12 protein-coding genes are annotated in these 14,640 nt (G+C 62.3%); 7 read left to right on the top strand and 5 right to left on the bottom strand.

What is annotated here, in order from left to right; genetic code table 11:
• The first annotated feature begins 55 nt into the window (after positions 1-55).
• Together JAB1_RS17735 and JAB1_RS17730 are read left to right on the top strand one after the other, a co-directional pair.
• Complete coding sequence (locus JAB1_RS17735) at positions 56-760, top strand: glutathione S-transferase N-terminal domain-containing protein (protein WP_070260403.1); 705 nt, start codon at positions 56-58, stop codon at positions 758-760.
• Positions 761-830: 70 nt separating this feature from the next.
• The gene (locus JAB1_RS17730) at positions 831-1,589 is read left to right on the top strand and encodes an alpha/beta hydrolase (RefSeq protein WP_070281239.1); all 759 of its coding nucleotides are present in this window, start codon (positions 831-833) and stop codon (positions 1,587-1,589) included.
• 196 nt (positions 1,590-1,785) lie between these two features.
• On the opposite strand, the gene JAB1_RS17725 is transcribed toward JAB1_RS17730, so the two are convergent.
• The gene (locus tag JAB1_RS17725) at positions 1,786-2,136 is read right to left on the bottom strand and encodes a hypothetical protein (RefSeq protein ID WP_034783462.1); all 351 of its coding nucleotides are present in this window, start codon (positions 2,134-2,136) and stop codon (positions 1,786-1,788) included.
• A gap of 222 nt (positions 2,137-2,358) precedes the next feature.
• On the opposite strand from JAB1_RS17725, the gene JAB1_RS17720 reads away from it, so the two are divergent.
• From JAB1_RS17720 to coaD, 5 genes are all read left to right on the top strand, one after another.
• Positions 2,359-2,820: an Hsp20 family protein gene (locus JAB1_RS17720; protein WP_034783311.1), complete on the top strand. Its 462-nt coding sequence runs from the start codon at positions 2,359-2,361 to the stop codon at positions 2,818-2,820.
• 288 nt (positions 2,821-3,108) lie between these two features.
• Positions 3,109-4,623, top strand: a complete 1,515-nt coding sequence (locus tag JAB1_RS17715; protein ID WP_070281235.1) for a Do family serine endopeptidase — start codon at positions 3,109-3,111, stop codon at positions 4,621-4,623.
• Between the two features lie 29 nt (positions 4,624-4,652).
• Positions 4,653-5,312 (top strand): response regulator transcription factor, encoded by a 660-nt coding sequence (locus JAB1_RS17710; protein ID WP_034783312.1) that lies wholly within the window; start codon positions 4,653-4,655, stop codon positions 5,310-5,312.
• Between the two features lie 2 nt (positions 5,313-5,314).
• The gene (locus JAB1_RS17705) at positions 5,315-6,649 is read left to right on the top strand and encodes an ATP-binding protein (protein ID WP_070281233.1); all 1,335 of its coding nucleotides are present in this window, start codon (positions 5,315-5,317) and stop codon (positions 6,647-6,649) included.
• Positions 6,650-6,743: 94 nt separating this feature from the next.
• Positions 6,744-7,898: a pantetheine-phosphate adenylyltransferase gene (coaD, locus tag JAB1_RS17700; protein WP_070281231.1), complete on the top strand. Its 1,155-nt coding sequence runs from the start codon at positions 6,744-6,746 to the stop codon at positions 7,896-7,898.
• On the opposite strand, the gene JAB1_RS17695 is transcribed toward coaD, so the two are convergent.
• The 4 genes from JAB1_RS17695 to JAB1_RS17680 all read right to left on the bottom strand — a co-directional run bounded on the left by JAB1_RS17695 (position 7,895) and on the right by JAB1_RS17680 (position 14,562).
• Entirely contained in the window at positions 7,895-8,494 is a 600-nt protein-coding gene (locus JAB1_RS17695; protein ID WP_254672149.1) for a 2-hydroxychromene-2-carboxylate isomerase, read from the bottom strand. The two genes, coaD and JAB1_RS17695, sit on opposite strands and share 4 nt — an antisense overlap.
• Before the next feature lie 42 nt (positions 8,495-8,536).
• Positions 8,537-10,741 (bottom strand): OsmC domain/YcaO domain-containing protein, encoded by a 2,205-nt coding sequence (locus JAB1_RS17690; RefSeq protein ID WP_070281228.1) that lies wholly within the window; start codon positions 10,739-10,741, stop codon positions 8,537-8,539.
• Positions 10,742-11,196: 455 nt separating this feature from the next.
• The gene (locus JAB1_RS17685) at positions 11,197-13,599 is read right to left on the bottom strand and encodes a TonB-dependent receptor (protein ID WP_083299805.1); all 2,403 of its coding nucleotides are present in this window, start codon (positions 13,597-13,599) and stop codon (positions 11,197-11,199) included.
• Between the two features lie 177 nt (positions 13,600-13,776).
• Complete coding sequence (locus JAB1_RS17680; protein WP_070281226.1) at positions 13,777-14,562, bottom strand: PhzF family phenazine biosynthesis protein; 786 nt, start codon at positions 14,560-14,562, stop codon at positions 13,777-13,779.
• Positions 14,563-14,640: the final 78 nt, after the last annotated feature.

Below are 14,640 nucleotides of genomic sequence, written 5' to 3'. Positions count from 1 at the left end.
GCTTGGCTATACTGGCTGCCCGGCGCCGCATCTTTAATTGAAATGAAGGATATCCATGACACAGCTTTCCGACTTCCCCATCACCCAAAAATGGCCTGCCCGGCACCCCGAGCGCCTGCAGCTGTACTCGCTGCCCACGCCGAACGGCATCAAGGTTTCGATCCTGCTGGAAGAACTGGGCCTGGCGTACGAGCCGCACCTGGTCAGCTTCGAGCAGAATGACCAGCTGTCGCCCGCCTTCCTGTCCCTCAATCCGAACAACAAGATTCCCGCCATCCTTGACCCGGACGGTCCCGATGGCAAGCCGCTGGCCCTGTTCGAGTCGGGCGCCATCCTGCTGTACCTGGCCGAAAAGACGGGCAAGTTCATCCCCCAGGACGCAGGCCTGCGCTATGAAACGATACAGTGGCTGATGTTCCAGATGGGCGGTATCGGCCCCATGTTTGGCCAGGTGGGCTTCTTCCATAAATTCGCCGGCAAGGATTACGAGGACAAGCGGCCGCTGGAACGCTATATCGGCGAGGCCAAGCGCCTGCTGGGCGTGCTCGAGCAGCGCCTGCAGGGCCGCGACTGGATCATGGGTAGCCAGTACACGATTGCCGACATCGCCATCTTCCCGTGGGTGCGCTGCCTGGTGGGTTTCTATGGGGCGGGCGACCTCGTCGGCTTTGGCAATTTCCCGCATGTGCAGCGCGCGCTGGACGCGTTTCTGGCCAGGCCAGCCGTTGCCAAAGGAGTCAATATTCCCAAGCGGGATTAAAGCAGGAAGTAGTCGGGCGGCGCTACAATGCGCCATCGGCCGCCCTGCGCGGCAGCTTTGATCTGAGACAATGAAATCCACCCGGCAAGATTTTCCCGGCGCGCACGGCCATGTGCTGGCGGCGCGCCTCGATGCGCCCGACGGCGCCATCCGCGCGTATGCGCTGTTCGCCCACTGTTTTACTTGCGGCAAGGACGTGCTGGCCGCGCGGCGCATCGCGCAAGGTCTCACGGAACACGGCATCGCCGTGTTGCGCTTCGACTTTACGGGACTGGGCGCCAGCGAGGGCGAGTTTGCCGCCACCAATTTCTCGTCGAACGTCGACGACCTGGTCGCCGCCGCTGATTTCATGCGGGTAAAACATGCCGCGCCGCAATTGCTGATCGGCCATAGCCTGGGCGGCGCGGCCGTGCTGGCCGCTGCCGCGCAGGTGCCGGAAGCGACCGCCATCGCCACCCTGGCCGCGCCCAGCACGCCCGCCTACGTGACGCGCATGTTCAGCGAGCACCTGGAGCAAATCGCCGCCGAAGGCGAAGCGCTGGTGCAGCTGGAAGGGCGGCCTTTCCGCATCCGCCAGCAATTCGTCGACGACGCGGGCAGCCACAGCCTCAAGACCCACATCACCGGCCTGCGCCGCGCCCTGCTGGTGATGCACGCGCCGAACGACACGACGGTGAGCCTGTCGAACGCGATGGATATCTTTACGGCCGCCAAGCACCCGAAAAGCTTCGTTTCGCTCGACGATGCCGACCACCTGTTGACGGGACGCGATGACGCGGCCTACGTTGCCAACGTCATCGCTGCCTGGAGTGCGCGCTATATCAGCTAAGTAAGCAAGCGGTCGCCCATGAAAAACGCCGCGGCAGCAGAAGCTGGCGCGGCGCGGATACTATTGGTACTTTACAACACCTGACAAAATCGTAGCGAGCGGCAGTGATTTGTGGCCGAGAAGCGCAGCCGTGCTAAAGCACGGTGAGCATCGCCGGCCGCAAAGCGCGACGCGCAGTAGATTTGGTCAGGTGTTCTCAGTCTTCGTCAAATTCGGCGGATAGATCCTTCCAGCCCTTGCTTACGGCAAAGGCCGAAAATTCCTCGGGCGCTTCCAGAACGATCAGTTTCTTGTCTTGCAAGCCAAGGTCGCCGTGGCCGAAGTCGGGGCCTACGTAGCCGAGGCTGCGCAGGCGCGCCAGGATGTGGCCGACCAGGGTCTTGTCCTTATAGGCGCCCGCTTCGAGCGGGGCGGCGAAATCGACGTAGACGTCGATGATGCCGTAGCCTTCGTCGAAGATGCGGATGGCCTTGATGTCATGGGCACGGCCGGAGCCGTCGGTGGCCTTGAAGGGGCCGCTGAGCTGGATGTCGGTGTCATTGTTCATGCCGCCAGCATACACCAAAAGCCGGTGCCGCATGGGGGACGCCATGCAAAATCCTCTTGGGCTGGCCATGTAAAAATTTCTTACAAATTTGGCGGCGTCTGGGGCGCTTTTCGCCAATTTCAAGGCCTTGAAAGGGGCTGGAGAGGCCGTATATCGGTAACAAGCGGATGCTCATGGTGAGGTCCGCCCCTCTTATCGCTTCATTTGAAAAGGATATTTATCATGCGTACTTTTGACCTTGCTCCCCTGTACCGTTCCGCCATTGGCTTTGACCGCCTGGCACAGCTGCTCAACGAACAGCGCGCCGATGCGCAGCCGAGCTACCCACCGTACAACATCGAACTGGTGTCGGAAGACAAGTACCGCATCGTGATGGCATTGGCCGGCTTCTCGCGCGAAGAGATCGACATCATCACCGAACGCGATTCCCTGCACGTCACGGGCCGCAAGCAGAAAGATGGCGTCGAGCGCACCTTCTTGCACCGTGGCATCGCTGCCCGCGATTTCGAACAGCGTTTCCAGCTGGCCAACCACGTGAAGGTCACGGGCGCCACGTTTGAAAACGGCATGCTGACCATCGACCTGGTGCGCGAAGTGCCGGAAGCGCTGAAACCGCGCAAGATCGAGATCGGCACCACCACTGGCGCCACCGTCAGCACTTTGGAACAGCGTCAGGCAGCCTGATGTGATCCGAGTTGAGCTGATCCCGGCGCCACGCGCTGGCAACGGCGGGAGGGAACAGCGCTTCCCCATGCAGTAAAATACTGGCCGGTTGATCCGGCCAGTGTCACGTCCGGAGCCCGTTCGGGCCCTTCATCGCCCGCCATGCGCGGTGCGCGCGGCACGCAAGATTAAACCATGCTTAAAGGCGCAAATGCCTGTTTCCAAATAGAAAAAAAAATGTTAAGCACCGCCTAAGACTCGTGGCCCAATATTGCATACATCAAAATCTCATTGAATGAGGAGCAATTCATGGAACAGCAAACGAATACCGCATCCCTGAAAATCAAACGCACCGTAGCCGCGCTGGCCGCGATCGGTGTGCTGGGCGCCGGTGGCGCCATGGTGGTGCATCAGAACAATGCTGGCGCGAATGCCGCCGCTGGCGTACCTGCCGCTCCCGTGGCTGCCGCCGTGGCGCCCGCCGCTGCCGCGCCGCTGGTGGCCTTGCCCGACTTTAGCCAGATCGCCGCGCGCAACAGCCCGGCCGTGGTGAATATCAGCGTCACGGGCAGTACCAAGGTGGCCTATGACCCCTCGGCCCAGGCCGGCAACGACGATTTCGGCAACGACCCCTTCTTCGAGTTCTTCCGCCGCTTCCAGGGTCCGCAAGGCGGGCAGCGGGGTGGCCGCGACGTGCCCACGCATGGCCTCGGTTCCGGCTTCATCGTCAGTCCGGACGGCATCATCATGACGAATGCCCACGTGGTGCGCGATGCGCGCGAAGTGACCGTCAAGCTGAACGACCGCCGCGAATTCCGCGCCAAGGTGCTCGGCACGGATCCGAAGACCGATATCGCCGTGCTGAAGATCGACGCCAACAACCTGCCCATCGTGCCGCTCGGCCATTCCAGCGACCTGAAAGTGGGCGAGTGGGTGCTGGCCATCGGTTCGCCATACGGCTTCGACAGCACGGTGACGGCCGGCGTCGTCAGCGCCAAGGGCCGTTCCTTGCCGGACGACAGCAATGTGCCGTTCATCCAGACCGACGTGGCAGTGAATCCAGGCAACTCGGGCGGCCCGCTGTTCAATACGCGCGGCGAAGTGGTCGGCATCAATTCGCAGATCTACAGCCAGACGGGCGGTTTCCAGGGCTTGTCGTTCGCCATCCCCATCGACCTGGCGGGCCGCATCAAGGACCAGATCGTTGCAACGGGCAAGGCCAGTCATGCCAAGCTGGGCGTGACGGTGCAGGAAGTCAACCAGGGCTTTGCCGACTCGTTCAAGCTGGCCACGCCGGAAGGCGCCCTGGTCGCCAACGTGGAGCGGGGCAGCCCGGCCGACAAGGCGGGCCTGAAATCGGGCGACGTGGTGCGCAAGGTGAATGGCCAGCGCATCATCGGCTCGGCCGACTTGCCGGCGCTGGTGGGCACGTCCTTGCCAGGCGACAAGATCAGCATGGATGTCTGGCGTGACGGCAAGATCGTCAGCCTGACGGCAACCCTGGGCAATGCGGCCGACAAGGTGGCCGAAGTGGCGAAGAGCGACAGCGCCGCCGGCAAGGTAAAGCTGGGCCTGGCCCTGCGTCCGTTACAATCGGATGAAAAACGCGAGGCGGGCATCAGCGCCGGCCTGCTGGTGGAAGACGCGGGCGGCGCCGCCGCGAATGCCGGAGTGCAGCCGGGCGACGTGCTATTGTCGGTGAATGGCCGTCCCGTCAACACGGTCGAGCAGGTGCGCGACGTGGTGGAAAAATCCGCCAAGTCGGTGGCCTTGCTGATACAGCGGGGACCGGACAAGATCTTCATTCCCGTGCGTTTGGGCTGAAAACAAGAGTAACTAGAGAGAGGCAAGCCATGCGCTTATTGCTGGTAGAAGACGATACGATGATCGGCGAGGTGGTGCTCGATCTGCTGCGCGCCGAGCATTACGCGGTGGACTGGGTCAAGGATGGCGACATGGCCGATACGGCCCTGCAGACGCAGACCTATGACCTGGTGCTGCTGGACCTGGGCTTGCCCCGCAAGGATGGCCTCGACGTGCTGCGCTCGATGCGTTTGCGCAAGCTCGACACGCCCGTGCTGGTCGCCACGGCGCGCGACGCCATCGAGCAGCGCATCGCCGGCCTCGACGCGGGCGCCGACGATTACGTGCTCAAGCCGTATGACCTCGACGAGTTGCTGGCGCGCATACGCGCCCTGCTGCGGCGCGCCTCGGGGCGGCCGGAACCGATCTTCGAGCACCAGGGCGTGAGTATCAATCCGCTGACGCGCGAAGTGATCGCCGAGGGCCATCCCGTCAACCTGTCGGCGCGCGAATGGGCCGTGCTGGAAGCGCTGATCGCGCGTCCCGGCATCGTGCTGTCGCGCGCGCAGCTGGAAGAAAAGCTGTACAGCTGGAAGGATGAAGTCAACAGCAATGCCGTGGAAGTGTATATCCATGGCTTGCGCAAGAAGCTGGGCAGCGACTTGATCCAGAACGTGCGCGGCCTCGGTTACATGGTGCCCAAGGCATGAGGATGAAGGTCACGGTGACGCACTCGCTGCGCGGCCGCCTGCTGTGGTTTTTGCTGGCGGCCATCATCATGGCGGCCCTGGCGCAGGCGTCGATCGCCTACCGCAGCGCCCTGTACGACGCCGACCAGATTTTTGACTATCACATGCAGCAGATGGCCCTGTCGCTGCGCTCCGGCGCGCCGCTGGCCAACCATGCGCAAGCCTTGCCTGCCGACCCCGTCAACAACGACATGGTGGTGCAGGTATGGACGCCGGACGGCGTGCAGGTGTTCCGCTCGATCACGCGCGCGGAACTGCCGCAGCGCGCCGTGCTGGGCTTTTCCAACGTGAAAGCCAACGGCACGACCTATCGCATCTTCTCCGTGCAAACCAGTTCCCAGACCGTGCAGATTGCCCAGGACATGGCCGTGCGCAAGCGCATGGCCGGCAGCCTGGCCTTGCGCACGGTGGGCCCGATCGCGCTGATGGCGCCGATTCTGATGCTGGTGGTCTGGTGGGTCGTCAGCGGCTCGCTGGCACCCGTCTCGCGCGTGCGCAAGCAGGTGGCGGCGCGCCAGGCGGACGATCTGTCGCCCGTCTCGGAAGCGGGCTTGCCCGACGAAGTACGGCCCCTGGTGCATGAACTGAACCTGCTGTTCGGCCGCGTGAAGACGGCGTTCGACGCACAGCAGCATTTCGTCGCCGACGCCGCGCATGAATTGCGCACGCCGCTGGCGGCCCTGAAGCTGCAGGTATTGAGCCTGGAGCGGGCCGAATCGGAAGAAAAACGCAGCCTGGCGATCAGTCGCGTGAGCGCCGGCATCGAACGGTCCACGCGCCTGGTCGAGCAGTTGCTGGTGCTGGCGCGTCAGGAGGCGAGCGCCGCCAGCGGCGACCAGCTGCAGGCGGTGGACTTGAACGATGTCGTCAAGCGGGCGCTGGGCGACATGGCCGGCATCGCGCAGGCGCGCAAGATCGACCTGGGCCTGCATCACATGGATGCGGCCAAGGTGGCGGGCCAGGCCGATGCCCTCAACATCATGCTGCGCAATCTGGTCGACAACGCCATCAAGTACACGCCGCAGGGCGGCACGGTCGACATCGACCTGCGCGCCAGCCCCGTCGGCGTGACCTTGTCCGTGGAAGACAGCGGCCCCGGCATCCCGCCCGAAGAGCGCGAGCGCGTCTTCAGCCGCTTCTACCGCGTGCCCGGCACGGATGCCAACGGCAGCGGCCTGGGGCTGGCCATCATCAAGGCCATCGCCGAGCGCCACGGCGCGCGCCTGGTGCTGGACAAGTCCGAGCGCCTGGGCGGCCTGTGCGTGCGCGTGGAATTCCCGCAAGCCGTGAAAAAATAACGTTTTGATCATGATCTTTGGCATGTTGCATTGACGCGCGCGCCGCTGGCATATATTGTCTGCGCAATAAGCAATCAAGCAAACGGAGCGCAGCATGCAGAAGATCGGCTTTTCAGGCACCCTCGACCCCATCACCAACGGCCATATGTGGGTGATCGGCGAAGCGCGTTCGCTCGCCGACGAGGTGATCGTGTTCCTGTCGCAAAACCCCGCCAAGAAGCCGCAATTTCCCGCCGAAGACCGCAAGCGCATCATCGAGCAGAGCGCGCGCGAGTGCGGCTGGGACAATGTGCAGGTGGTCATCGTCAAGGGCGACTACACGGCGCGCGCGGCGAAAAAGCATGGCTGCGACTACCTGATCCGCGGCATCCGCACGACGGCCGATTTCGACTATGAAAACCTGATCCAGCAAACCAATGTGGACGTGCTGCAGGGCGCCAAGACGATTTTCGTCATGCCGCCGCGCGACCTCGGCTCCGTCAGTTCCAGCTTCGTCAAGGCGCTGGAAGGTCCCGTCGGCTGGAACTGGACCATGAAGAAATTCGTCCCCGGCCCGGCGTACCAGGCGTGGATCCTCGACTGCCTGCGCAAGGAGTGGGAAGCGCTGTGGAACTACGCCACCGCCTCGCAAGCGGACATCGCGCTGGCGGACCACTGGTTCGCGTACCTGACGGGGCCGCAGGCGTATGGCGGCGCGGACCGCCACTATCACAACCTCGACCACCTGGTGCACGGCCTGTCCGAGATCCGCGTGTGGGCCGACAATACCTTTGCGCCCAAGCGCGACAGCGCGCTGGTCAAGAAGGCGTTCTGGTTCCACGACGCCGTTTACAGCCACGACGACGATGCCCTGTATTCGAGCGAAGAGGCGAGCGCCCAGCTGTGGCTGGCGAGCGGCCTCGATGCGGGCGACAACCTCGATGTGGCGCAATTGATACGCGTTACCGACCATTTCCAGGGCCCCGGCATCAGCCATCCGCTGAAGGACGCCATGCTCAGCGCCGACCTGGCCATCCTCGGGCAAGATGACGAGGTGTATCAAGCCTATACGCAAGCCATCGTCCGCGAATACGCGCACGTGGACCCCGTGCGCTTCAACGAGCAGCGGGGCCTGGCCCTGCAGCACCTGTGCGGCAAGGCGCAGGCGGGCCAGCTGTTTGGCGATGCGTATTTTGCCGACCAGTACAACGAGCGGGCCATTGAAAACATGCAGAAGGAGATCGCGGCGCTGGCGGGGAGTGGGGTTTAACGGCGGCTGGCTACCGCATGCAGCAGTGCATCCTCGAGCCGATCATTGCCCCAGAATAATTCCCCAGCGCTGACGAAGCTGGGGGCGCCGAACAGGTTCAGCGCTTGTGCCTGCTCGGTCTGGCGGCGCAGCCGCAGCTTGTTGTCCGGTGTCACAGCCAGCGCCAGGACGGTGCGCGCATCGAGGCCCAGCCCCTCCAGGGCCTCGCTGACGGCTTCGATGTGGTCGATGTCGCGGTCTTCGGCAAAATTCATCGCCATCATGCGGCGCGCAAAGGGCGCAATCCAGCCCTGGTCCGCGCCGATCAGGGCCACGCGCATGGGCAGCAGGGCTGTGCGGGGGAAGGAACTCGGTTGCTGCCATGGCAATGCGTACTTTTCGCACTGGCGCGCCATGTCGCGCCACGTGTAGTCGCCCTTGAGTTTTTGCAAAATGAAGGGCGATGTCTCCCAGCCCAGCGCCTTGAAGACGACGCCCAGCAGGAAGGGTTTCCAGATCACATGCACCTTCTTTTCACGCGCCAGCGCGTCGATGCGCATGGCGCTCAGGTAGCTGTAGTTGCTGCCGAAATCGAACCAGAATTCCAGTGTGGCCATGGTGTCTCTTTCCATACGCTCAAGCGGTCCTGGCGCGTCGTCCTAGCTGGACGCGGCCGCCGCCTTGGCGCGCGCCGCGTGCAATTTCTTGAAGCTGTCGATCAGGCGCTGGTGCCTGTCGAGGCCTTCCAGTTGCATGCTGGTCGGGGTCAGGCCGAAGAAGCGCACGCTGCCGTCCACCGAGCCCAGCACCGCGTCCATGCGGGCGTCGCCAAACATGCGGCGGAAATTGACGACGTAATCGTCCAGCTCCAGCTCGTCGTCCAGTTCCACTTCCAGCACCACGTTCAAGGCTTGATAGAACAGTTTGCGCTCGAGCGTGTTGTCGTTGTACTGCAGGAAGGTTTCCACCAGCTCCTTCGCTTCCTCGAACTGTTGCAGGGCCAGGTGAATCAGCAGCTTCAATTCCAGGGTCGTCAGCTGGCCCCACACCGTGTTTTCGTCGAACTCGATGCCGATCAGGGTGGCGATGTCGCCGTACTCGTCGAGCTCGCTGTTTTCCAGGCGGTCGAGCAAGTCTTCCAGGCTGGCATCGTCCAGGCCATGCAGGTTCAGGATGTCGGCGCGGAACAGCAGCGCCTTGTTGGTGTTGTCCCAGATCAAATCCTCGACCGGATATACCTCGGAATAACCGGGCACGAGGATGCGGCAGGCCTTGGCGCCCAGCTGGTCATACTCGGCCGTGTACACTTCCTTGCCCATGCCGGCGAGGATGCCGAACAGGGTTGCCGCTTCCTCGGCATTCGAGTTCTCGCCGTGGCCGGAAAAATCCCACTCGACAAAATCGAAATCGGCCTTGGCGCTGAAGAAGCGCCACGAGACGATGCCGCTGGAATCGATGAAGTGTTCGACGAAGTTATTCGGCTCGGTGACGGCTTCGCTGGCAAACGTCGGTTGCGGCAAGTCGTTCAAGCCTTCAAAACTGCGGCCCTGCAGCAATTCCGTCAGGCTGCGCTCGAGCGCCACTTCCAGGCTCGGGTGCGCGCCGAACGAGGCAAACACGCCGCCCGTGCGCGGGTTCATCAGGGTGACGCACATCACCGGGTACACGCCGCCCAGCGATGCATCTTTGACCAGCACGGGGAAACCCTGTTCCTCCAGGCCGACGATGCCGGCAAGGATGCCCGGATACTTCGCCAGCACTTCCTGCGGCACGTCGGGCAGGGCGATTTCGCCTTCGAGGATTTCGCGCTTGACGGCCCGCTCAAAAATTTCCGACAGACATTGCACCTGCGCTTCGACGAGGGTATTGCCGGCGCTCATGCCATTGCTGACGTACAGGTTTTCGATCAGGTTGGACGGGAAATACACGACCTCGCCGTCGGACTGGCGCACATATGGCAGCGAGCAGATGCCGCGCTCGGCATTGCCGGAGTTGGTGTCGATCAGGTGTGAGCCGCGCAGCTCGCCATCGGCATCATAGATGTCGCGGCAGTAGGCATCGAGAATCTCCTTCGGCAGCGCATCCTTGCGGCCCGGCTTGAACCAGCGCTCGTTCGGGTAATGGACAAACTCCGCGTTGGCGATGTCGTTACCCCAGAACGACCCGGCGTAGAAATGGTTGTTGCTGAGGCGCTCGATATACTCGCCCAGGGCCGACGCCAGCGCGCTTTCCTTGGTCGCGCCCTTGCCATTGGTGAAACACATGGGCGAATGCGCATCGCGGATATGCAGCGACCACACATTCGGAATGATGTTGCGCCACGAGGCGATTTCAATCTTGATGCCCAGGCCCGCCAGGAGGCCCGACATATTGGCGATGGTCTGTTCCAGCGGCAAATCCTTGCCGACGATATAGGTATTCGCGCCTGGGGCCGGATTCAGGGCCAGCAAGGCCTGGGCATCGGCGTCCAGGTTCTCTACCTCTTCAATCACGAATTCGGGACCCGTTTGTACCACTTTTTTCACCGTGCAACGGTCGATCGAGCGCAAGATGCCCTGGCGGTCCTTGGCCGAGATATCGGCCGGCAACTCGACCTGGATCTTGAAAATCTGCTGGTAGCGGTTTTCAGGATCGACAATATTGTTTTGCGACAAACGGATATTTTCCGTGGAAATATTGCGCGTATCGCAATACAACTTCACGAAGTAGGCCGCGCAGAGTGCCGATGATGCCAAAAAGTAATCGAACGGGCCTGGCGCCGAGCCATCGCCCTTGTAGCGGATGGGCTGGTCGGCGATGACCGTAAAATCGTCGAACTTGGCTTCGAGACGCAGCTTGTCGAGAAAGTTGACTTTAATTTCCATGAGGTAATCCAATACTGTGCTTATGAGTTAGCCGCTATTATCCGTGCTTTCCGCCGCAGGGCAAAGATTGTTCGCGGCGGCGGGGCTGGCGGGGAGCCGCCGGGGGGCGGAAAAGCGAACGTGTGCGAAAAACAGGGGGCTGATGCCTTCTCCGTGCATGCGGGCGATCGTCCATCGGCGGTCACCGGTGTTTCCGTGACAATGCAGGAGTTTTTCGGATTGATAATTGGCTATCCTCCATGGGGGCTGCCTGCAGCCACTACTGGACGGTTGACAGCATCTGAATCTCTGCCCGTTACCACTCCTTCACTTTCGCTTTGCCTAACTTGATGCAAGGATGAGCTGATGCAATTATCCAATCAAGCTCCTGCCATCTGACCATGCATTGATGCCGACATAAAAAAACAGCGGCTGCCTATGCTGGCGCAGCCGCTGTCTTTATGCGGACACGGTGATCAGAACTTCACCCACAGCCGCCCGAAGTACGAAGCGCCGTTCAGGCCGAACTGCACGCTGTCGTATTTGAAGCCGTTATCCGTTTCGTCCGCGTTTTGCGTGGTGGGCTTGACGTTGAAGATGTTGTTGCCGCCAAAGGTCAGCTTGGTGTTCTTGCTGATGCTGTAGGTAAAGCTCAGGTCGGCGGACGTCTTGGCCTTGTAGCGGGCGTTCGGTACGCCTTCGGCCGTGCCGCTGAAGGTGCCCAGGGTTTGCGGGCCAAAGTAGATGATGCGCAAGTCCGATTCCAGCTTGCCCGTGATGTAGTCGAAGCCCAGGGTGGCTTTCGCGCGCGGGCCGCCCTGTTCGATGAACAGGCGTTCGCGTTCGGACAGCAGGACATCCTCGAAGCCCGTCAGCGAGGCGGGCGTCTTGACTTTCGTCACTTCCGTTTTGCTCAAATTCAAGGCCAGGAAGGTGTTCAGGCGGTTGCCGGCCAGCTCGCCCTTGTGCGAGGCCGTCAAGTCGAGTCCGCGCGTGCGCGTGTCGACGGAGTTGACGAAAAATTGCGCTTCCGTCACGCCCAGGAGGGCCAGGCGCGCGGCCAGGTCCGGGTAGTTGTCGGCATTGAAGCGGCCCGACAGCACGATGCGGTCCTTGATCTTAATGTTGTACAAGTCGGCCGTCACGGAAATGGCTTGCGTCGGCGTCCAGGTGGTGCCCAGCGTAAAGCTGGTGGATTTTTCCTCTTTCAATTTGGGAATGCCGGCCGCATTGGCGACGACGCCGCCATTCGGCGCCAGCACCACGTCCGTGGCCACGCCGCTGACGAAGTCGGTAAAGGTGGACGAGAAATACACTTGCTGCAGCGATGGCGCGCGGAAACCCGTGCTGGCCGAGCCGCGCAGCAGCACATTCGGTGCCACTTTGTAACTGGCTGCCAGTTTGCCCGTTACGGTGGAACCGAAGTCGCTGAATTTTTCATAGCGTAAAGCCGCCTGGGTTTTCAGGCGTTCCGTCCAGTCCAGTTCCACGTCGCCATACGCGGCGATACTGTGGCGTTTGGCTTTCGTCACGTCGCTGGGCTGGAAGCCGGGAAAGCCCTGGCTGCGTCCATTGCCGCCCGTGCCCACGCCGTCGGCATCGATGTAGGAGCCCGGTTCGCCTGCCATGATCTTGTATTCCTCGCTGCGGTATTCGGCGCCGAAGGCCACGTTCATGCCGCGCATCACCGTATCGTAATAGCGGCTGAAATCGGCATTGCTGGTCAGTTGCTGGAACGAGAAGCCGCCCGCGTCAAAGCTGCTGGCGCTGACACCCTTGCCGCCGTTCATCAGGTCGAGATTGGCGACCGATGCGTTCAGCGTGTTGCTGATGTCGTAGCGCATCTTGTTGTAGCCATAGGTCTGCGAAAAGTCAGCATGCCATTCGCCGATCTGGCTGCGGTGGCCGATGGTGGCGTACTGGTCGTCGATCTTGCCATTGATGAAAGGCACGAACCCGTCCGGGTACATGGCGGCCGAATTGCGCGCAGGGATGTCGTCGCTGCCGATGCCGCCCCGGCCGAACGCGGCGCTGGACGCGTCGCGCGTCTGCGCGCCGGCAGTGAAGTACAGCTTGCCCGCGCCGCTGGTGGCGTAGTCGCCATTGATATACAGGGTTTTGTTCTTGGACTTGGTGTCGCCGATGATGCGCATGCTGTCGGAGTCGGCGCGGTTCGAGCGGCCCCGGTCCAGGTATTCGCCCGTGATGGCCAGGGTGCCCTTGTCGCCCAGCGCGATGCCGCAGTAGGCGGAGGTCATGTAATTCTTGCCGTCGCCTTCGGAGTACTGGCTGTAGCCGGCCACGGCTTCGCAGCCCAGGCTTTTCTTGAGTTCGATGTCGATCACGCCGGCAATGGCGTCCGAGCCGTACTGGGCGGCGGCGCCGTCGCGCAGCACTTGCACGTTTTTGATCGCCAGCAAAGGAATCGCATTCATGTCCGTACCCGTGTTGCCGCGGTTGCGCGCACCGAACAGGTTGACGAGGGCCGTCGTGTGGCGCCGCTTGCCGTTCACCAGCACGAGGGTCTGGTCCGAGCCTAGGCCGCGCAGGGCGGCCGAATCGATCAGGTCGGCCCCATCGGCGCCCGTCTGGCGCGTGGAGTTGAACGAGGGCGAGATGTATTGCAGCGATTGCGCCAGGTCAAACTGGCCGCCTTGCTCGGCCACCTTGGAAATCGGAATGATATCGACCGGCACCATGGTATCGGTAGCGGAACTGGCGACCCGGCGCGAACCGACCACGCTGACCGTTTGCACGGGACCATCCGTGGCGGCCGCCTCCGTGCTCTGGGCCATGGCGGCGGGACTGAAGGCGGCCATGGCGGCGCTGCCGTACAGGCTGATGAGGACTGCTTTACGCAAGGTGGTGAGGGTCGGCACGCAGTATCTCCAAGTGGCTGATGAGCAAGATTCGTGACTTGATTCTAGTGCCATCATTTCAGCATTCACCAGCGATACTTTGTTTTGTTATTACAAATTTGCTGTAACTGTTGTTTCCTGGTTGATTATCTTTTGGCCGCTGCCTGGCTTGCCTTGTGCTGGTGCGGCGCGCCCCATTCAGGTGCTGCGTTGCACCATGCCGCCCACCCAGATGGTCTGCGCGCTGTATTGCACCTCGATCAAACACGGCTGCTGCGTCACGTGGCCCTGGTGCAGACGCAGCGACTGTTGCAGATGCACCGCCAGCGCGCCCGCCGCCACGCCCGTGGCGCTGTCTTCCAGCGCCGGGTCGAGGTGGTTGAAGTTGCGCCCCTCATACTCGTGCTCGCCCGTGCGGCAATACGCATAGCAGCCGCTGACCTGATGCAAGGCGCTCCAGTCGGCGATCAGTTCGAGGTTCGGCCGCAGCGCGCGCAGGGTGGTGCGGTCGGCCACCTCCAGCAGCAGCTTCGGACTGCCGACGGAGGCGACCACGGGCGGCGACAGCAAGTGCATATGCTGGCCCATGAGTTCCGACGGAATATACTTTTCCACCATGACGGCAGGCGCCGGCTGCGGCGCCAGGCCGATGAATAATCCCTCCGCGCGGCGCACCAGCTGCAAGGCTTGCCCGCGCATGGCGGTGCGTACCGTCAGGGTTGCCGGCGCGCCAGGCGCCGTCAGCAGCACATGCGCGGCCGCCAGGGTGGCATGCAGGCACAGGGGGCTGCGCGTGTGCGGATAAAAATAGTCGAGCACGATGTCTCCGTCCGCCTGCCGGTCGAGGAAGACGCAAGCGCTCACTTGCCGCTCCTGGGCGAATTGCTGGCGCGCCGTTTCGCTGCCGTGGTCGTTTTCCACGACCAGTGCCGCATTGCCGCCACCGGGGGCGGCGCCGAAACATTTCAAGAGATGGACGATCATGGCGGTCGATGTGGAGGTAAAACACCAGCATAAACGATAAGCCCGATTCCAGATAAGTATAATATACTGTGTTTATAT

The sequence above is a fragment of the Janthinobacterium sp. MP5059B genome (genome assembly GCF_001758645.1).
GTDB lineage: Bacteria > Pseudomonadota > Gammaproteobacteria > Burkholderiales > Burkholderiaceae_D > Janthinobacterium > Janthinobacterium lividum.
This window is presented reverse-complemented; position numbering and strand designations above follow the sequence as displayed.

Excerpts from the sequence above, each read along its gene's own strand:
- JAB1_RS17680 (WP_070281226.1), bottom strand. The coding sequence starts at position 14,562 with ATGATCGTCCATCTCTTGAAATGTTTCGGCGCCGCCCCCGGTGGCGGC.
- JAB1_RS17725 (WP_034783462.1), bottom strand. The coding sequence starts at position 2,136 with ATGAACAATGACACCGACATCCAGCTCAGCGGCCCCTTCAAGGCCACC.
- JAB1_RS17690 (WP_070281228.1), bottom strand. The coding sequence starts at position 10,741 with ATGGAAATTAAAGTCAACTTTCTCGACAAGCTGCGTCTCGAAGCCAAG.
- coaD (WP_070281231.1), top strand. The coding sequence starts at position 6,744 with ATGCAGAAGATCGGCTTTTCAGGCACCCTCGACCCCATCACCAACGGC.
- JAB1_RS17720 (WP_034783311.1), top strand. The coding sequence starts at position 2,359 with ATGCGTACTTTTGACCTTGCTCCCCTGTACCGTTCCGCCATTGGCTTT.
- JAB1_RS17710 (WP_034783312.1), top strand. The coding sequence starts at position 4,653 with ATGCGCTTATTGCTGGTAGAAGACGATACGATGATCGGCGAGGTGGTG.
- JAB1_RS17735 (WP_070260403.1), top strand. The coding sequence starts at position 56 with ATGACACAGCTTTCCGACTTCCCCATCACCCAAAAATGGCCTGCCCGG.
- JAB1_RS17695 (WP_254672149.1), bottom strand. The coding sequence starts at position 8,494 with ATGGCCACACTGGAATTCTGGTTCGATTTCGGCAGCAACTACAGCTAC.
- JAB1_RS17705 (WP_070281233.1), top strand. The coding sequence starts at position 5,315 with ATGAAGGTCACGGTGACGCACTCGCTGCGCGGCCGCCTGCTGTGGTTT.
- JAB1_RS17730 (WP_070281239.1), top strand. The coding sequence starts at position 831 with ATGAAATCCACCCGGCAAGATTTTCCCGGCGCGCACGGCCATGTGCTG.
- JAB1_RS17715 (WP_070281235.1), top strand. The coding sequence starts at position 3,109 with ATGGAACAGCAAACGAATACCGCATCCCTGAAAATCAAACGCACCGTA.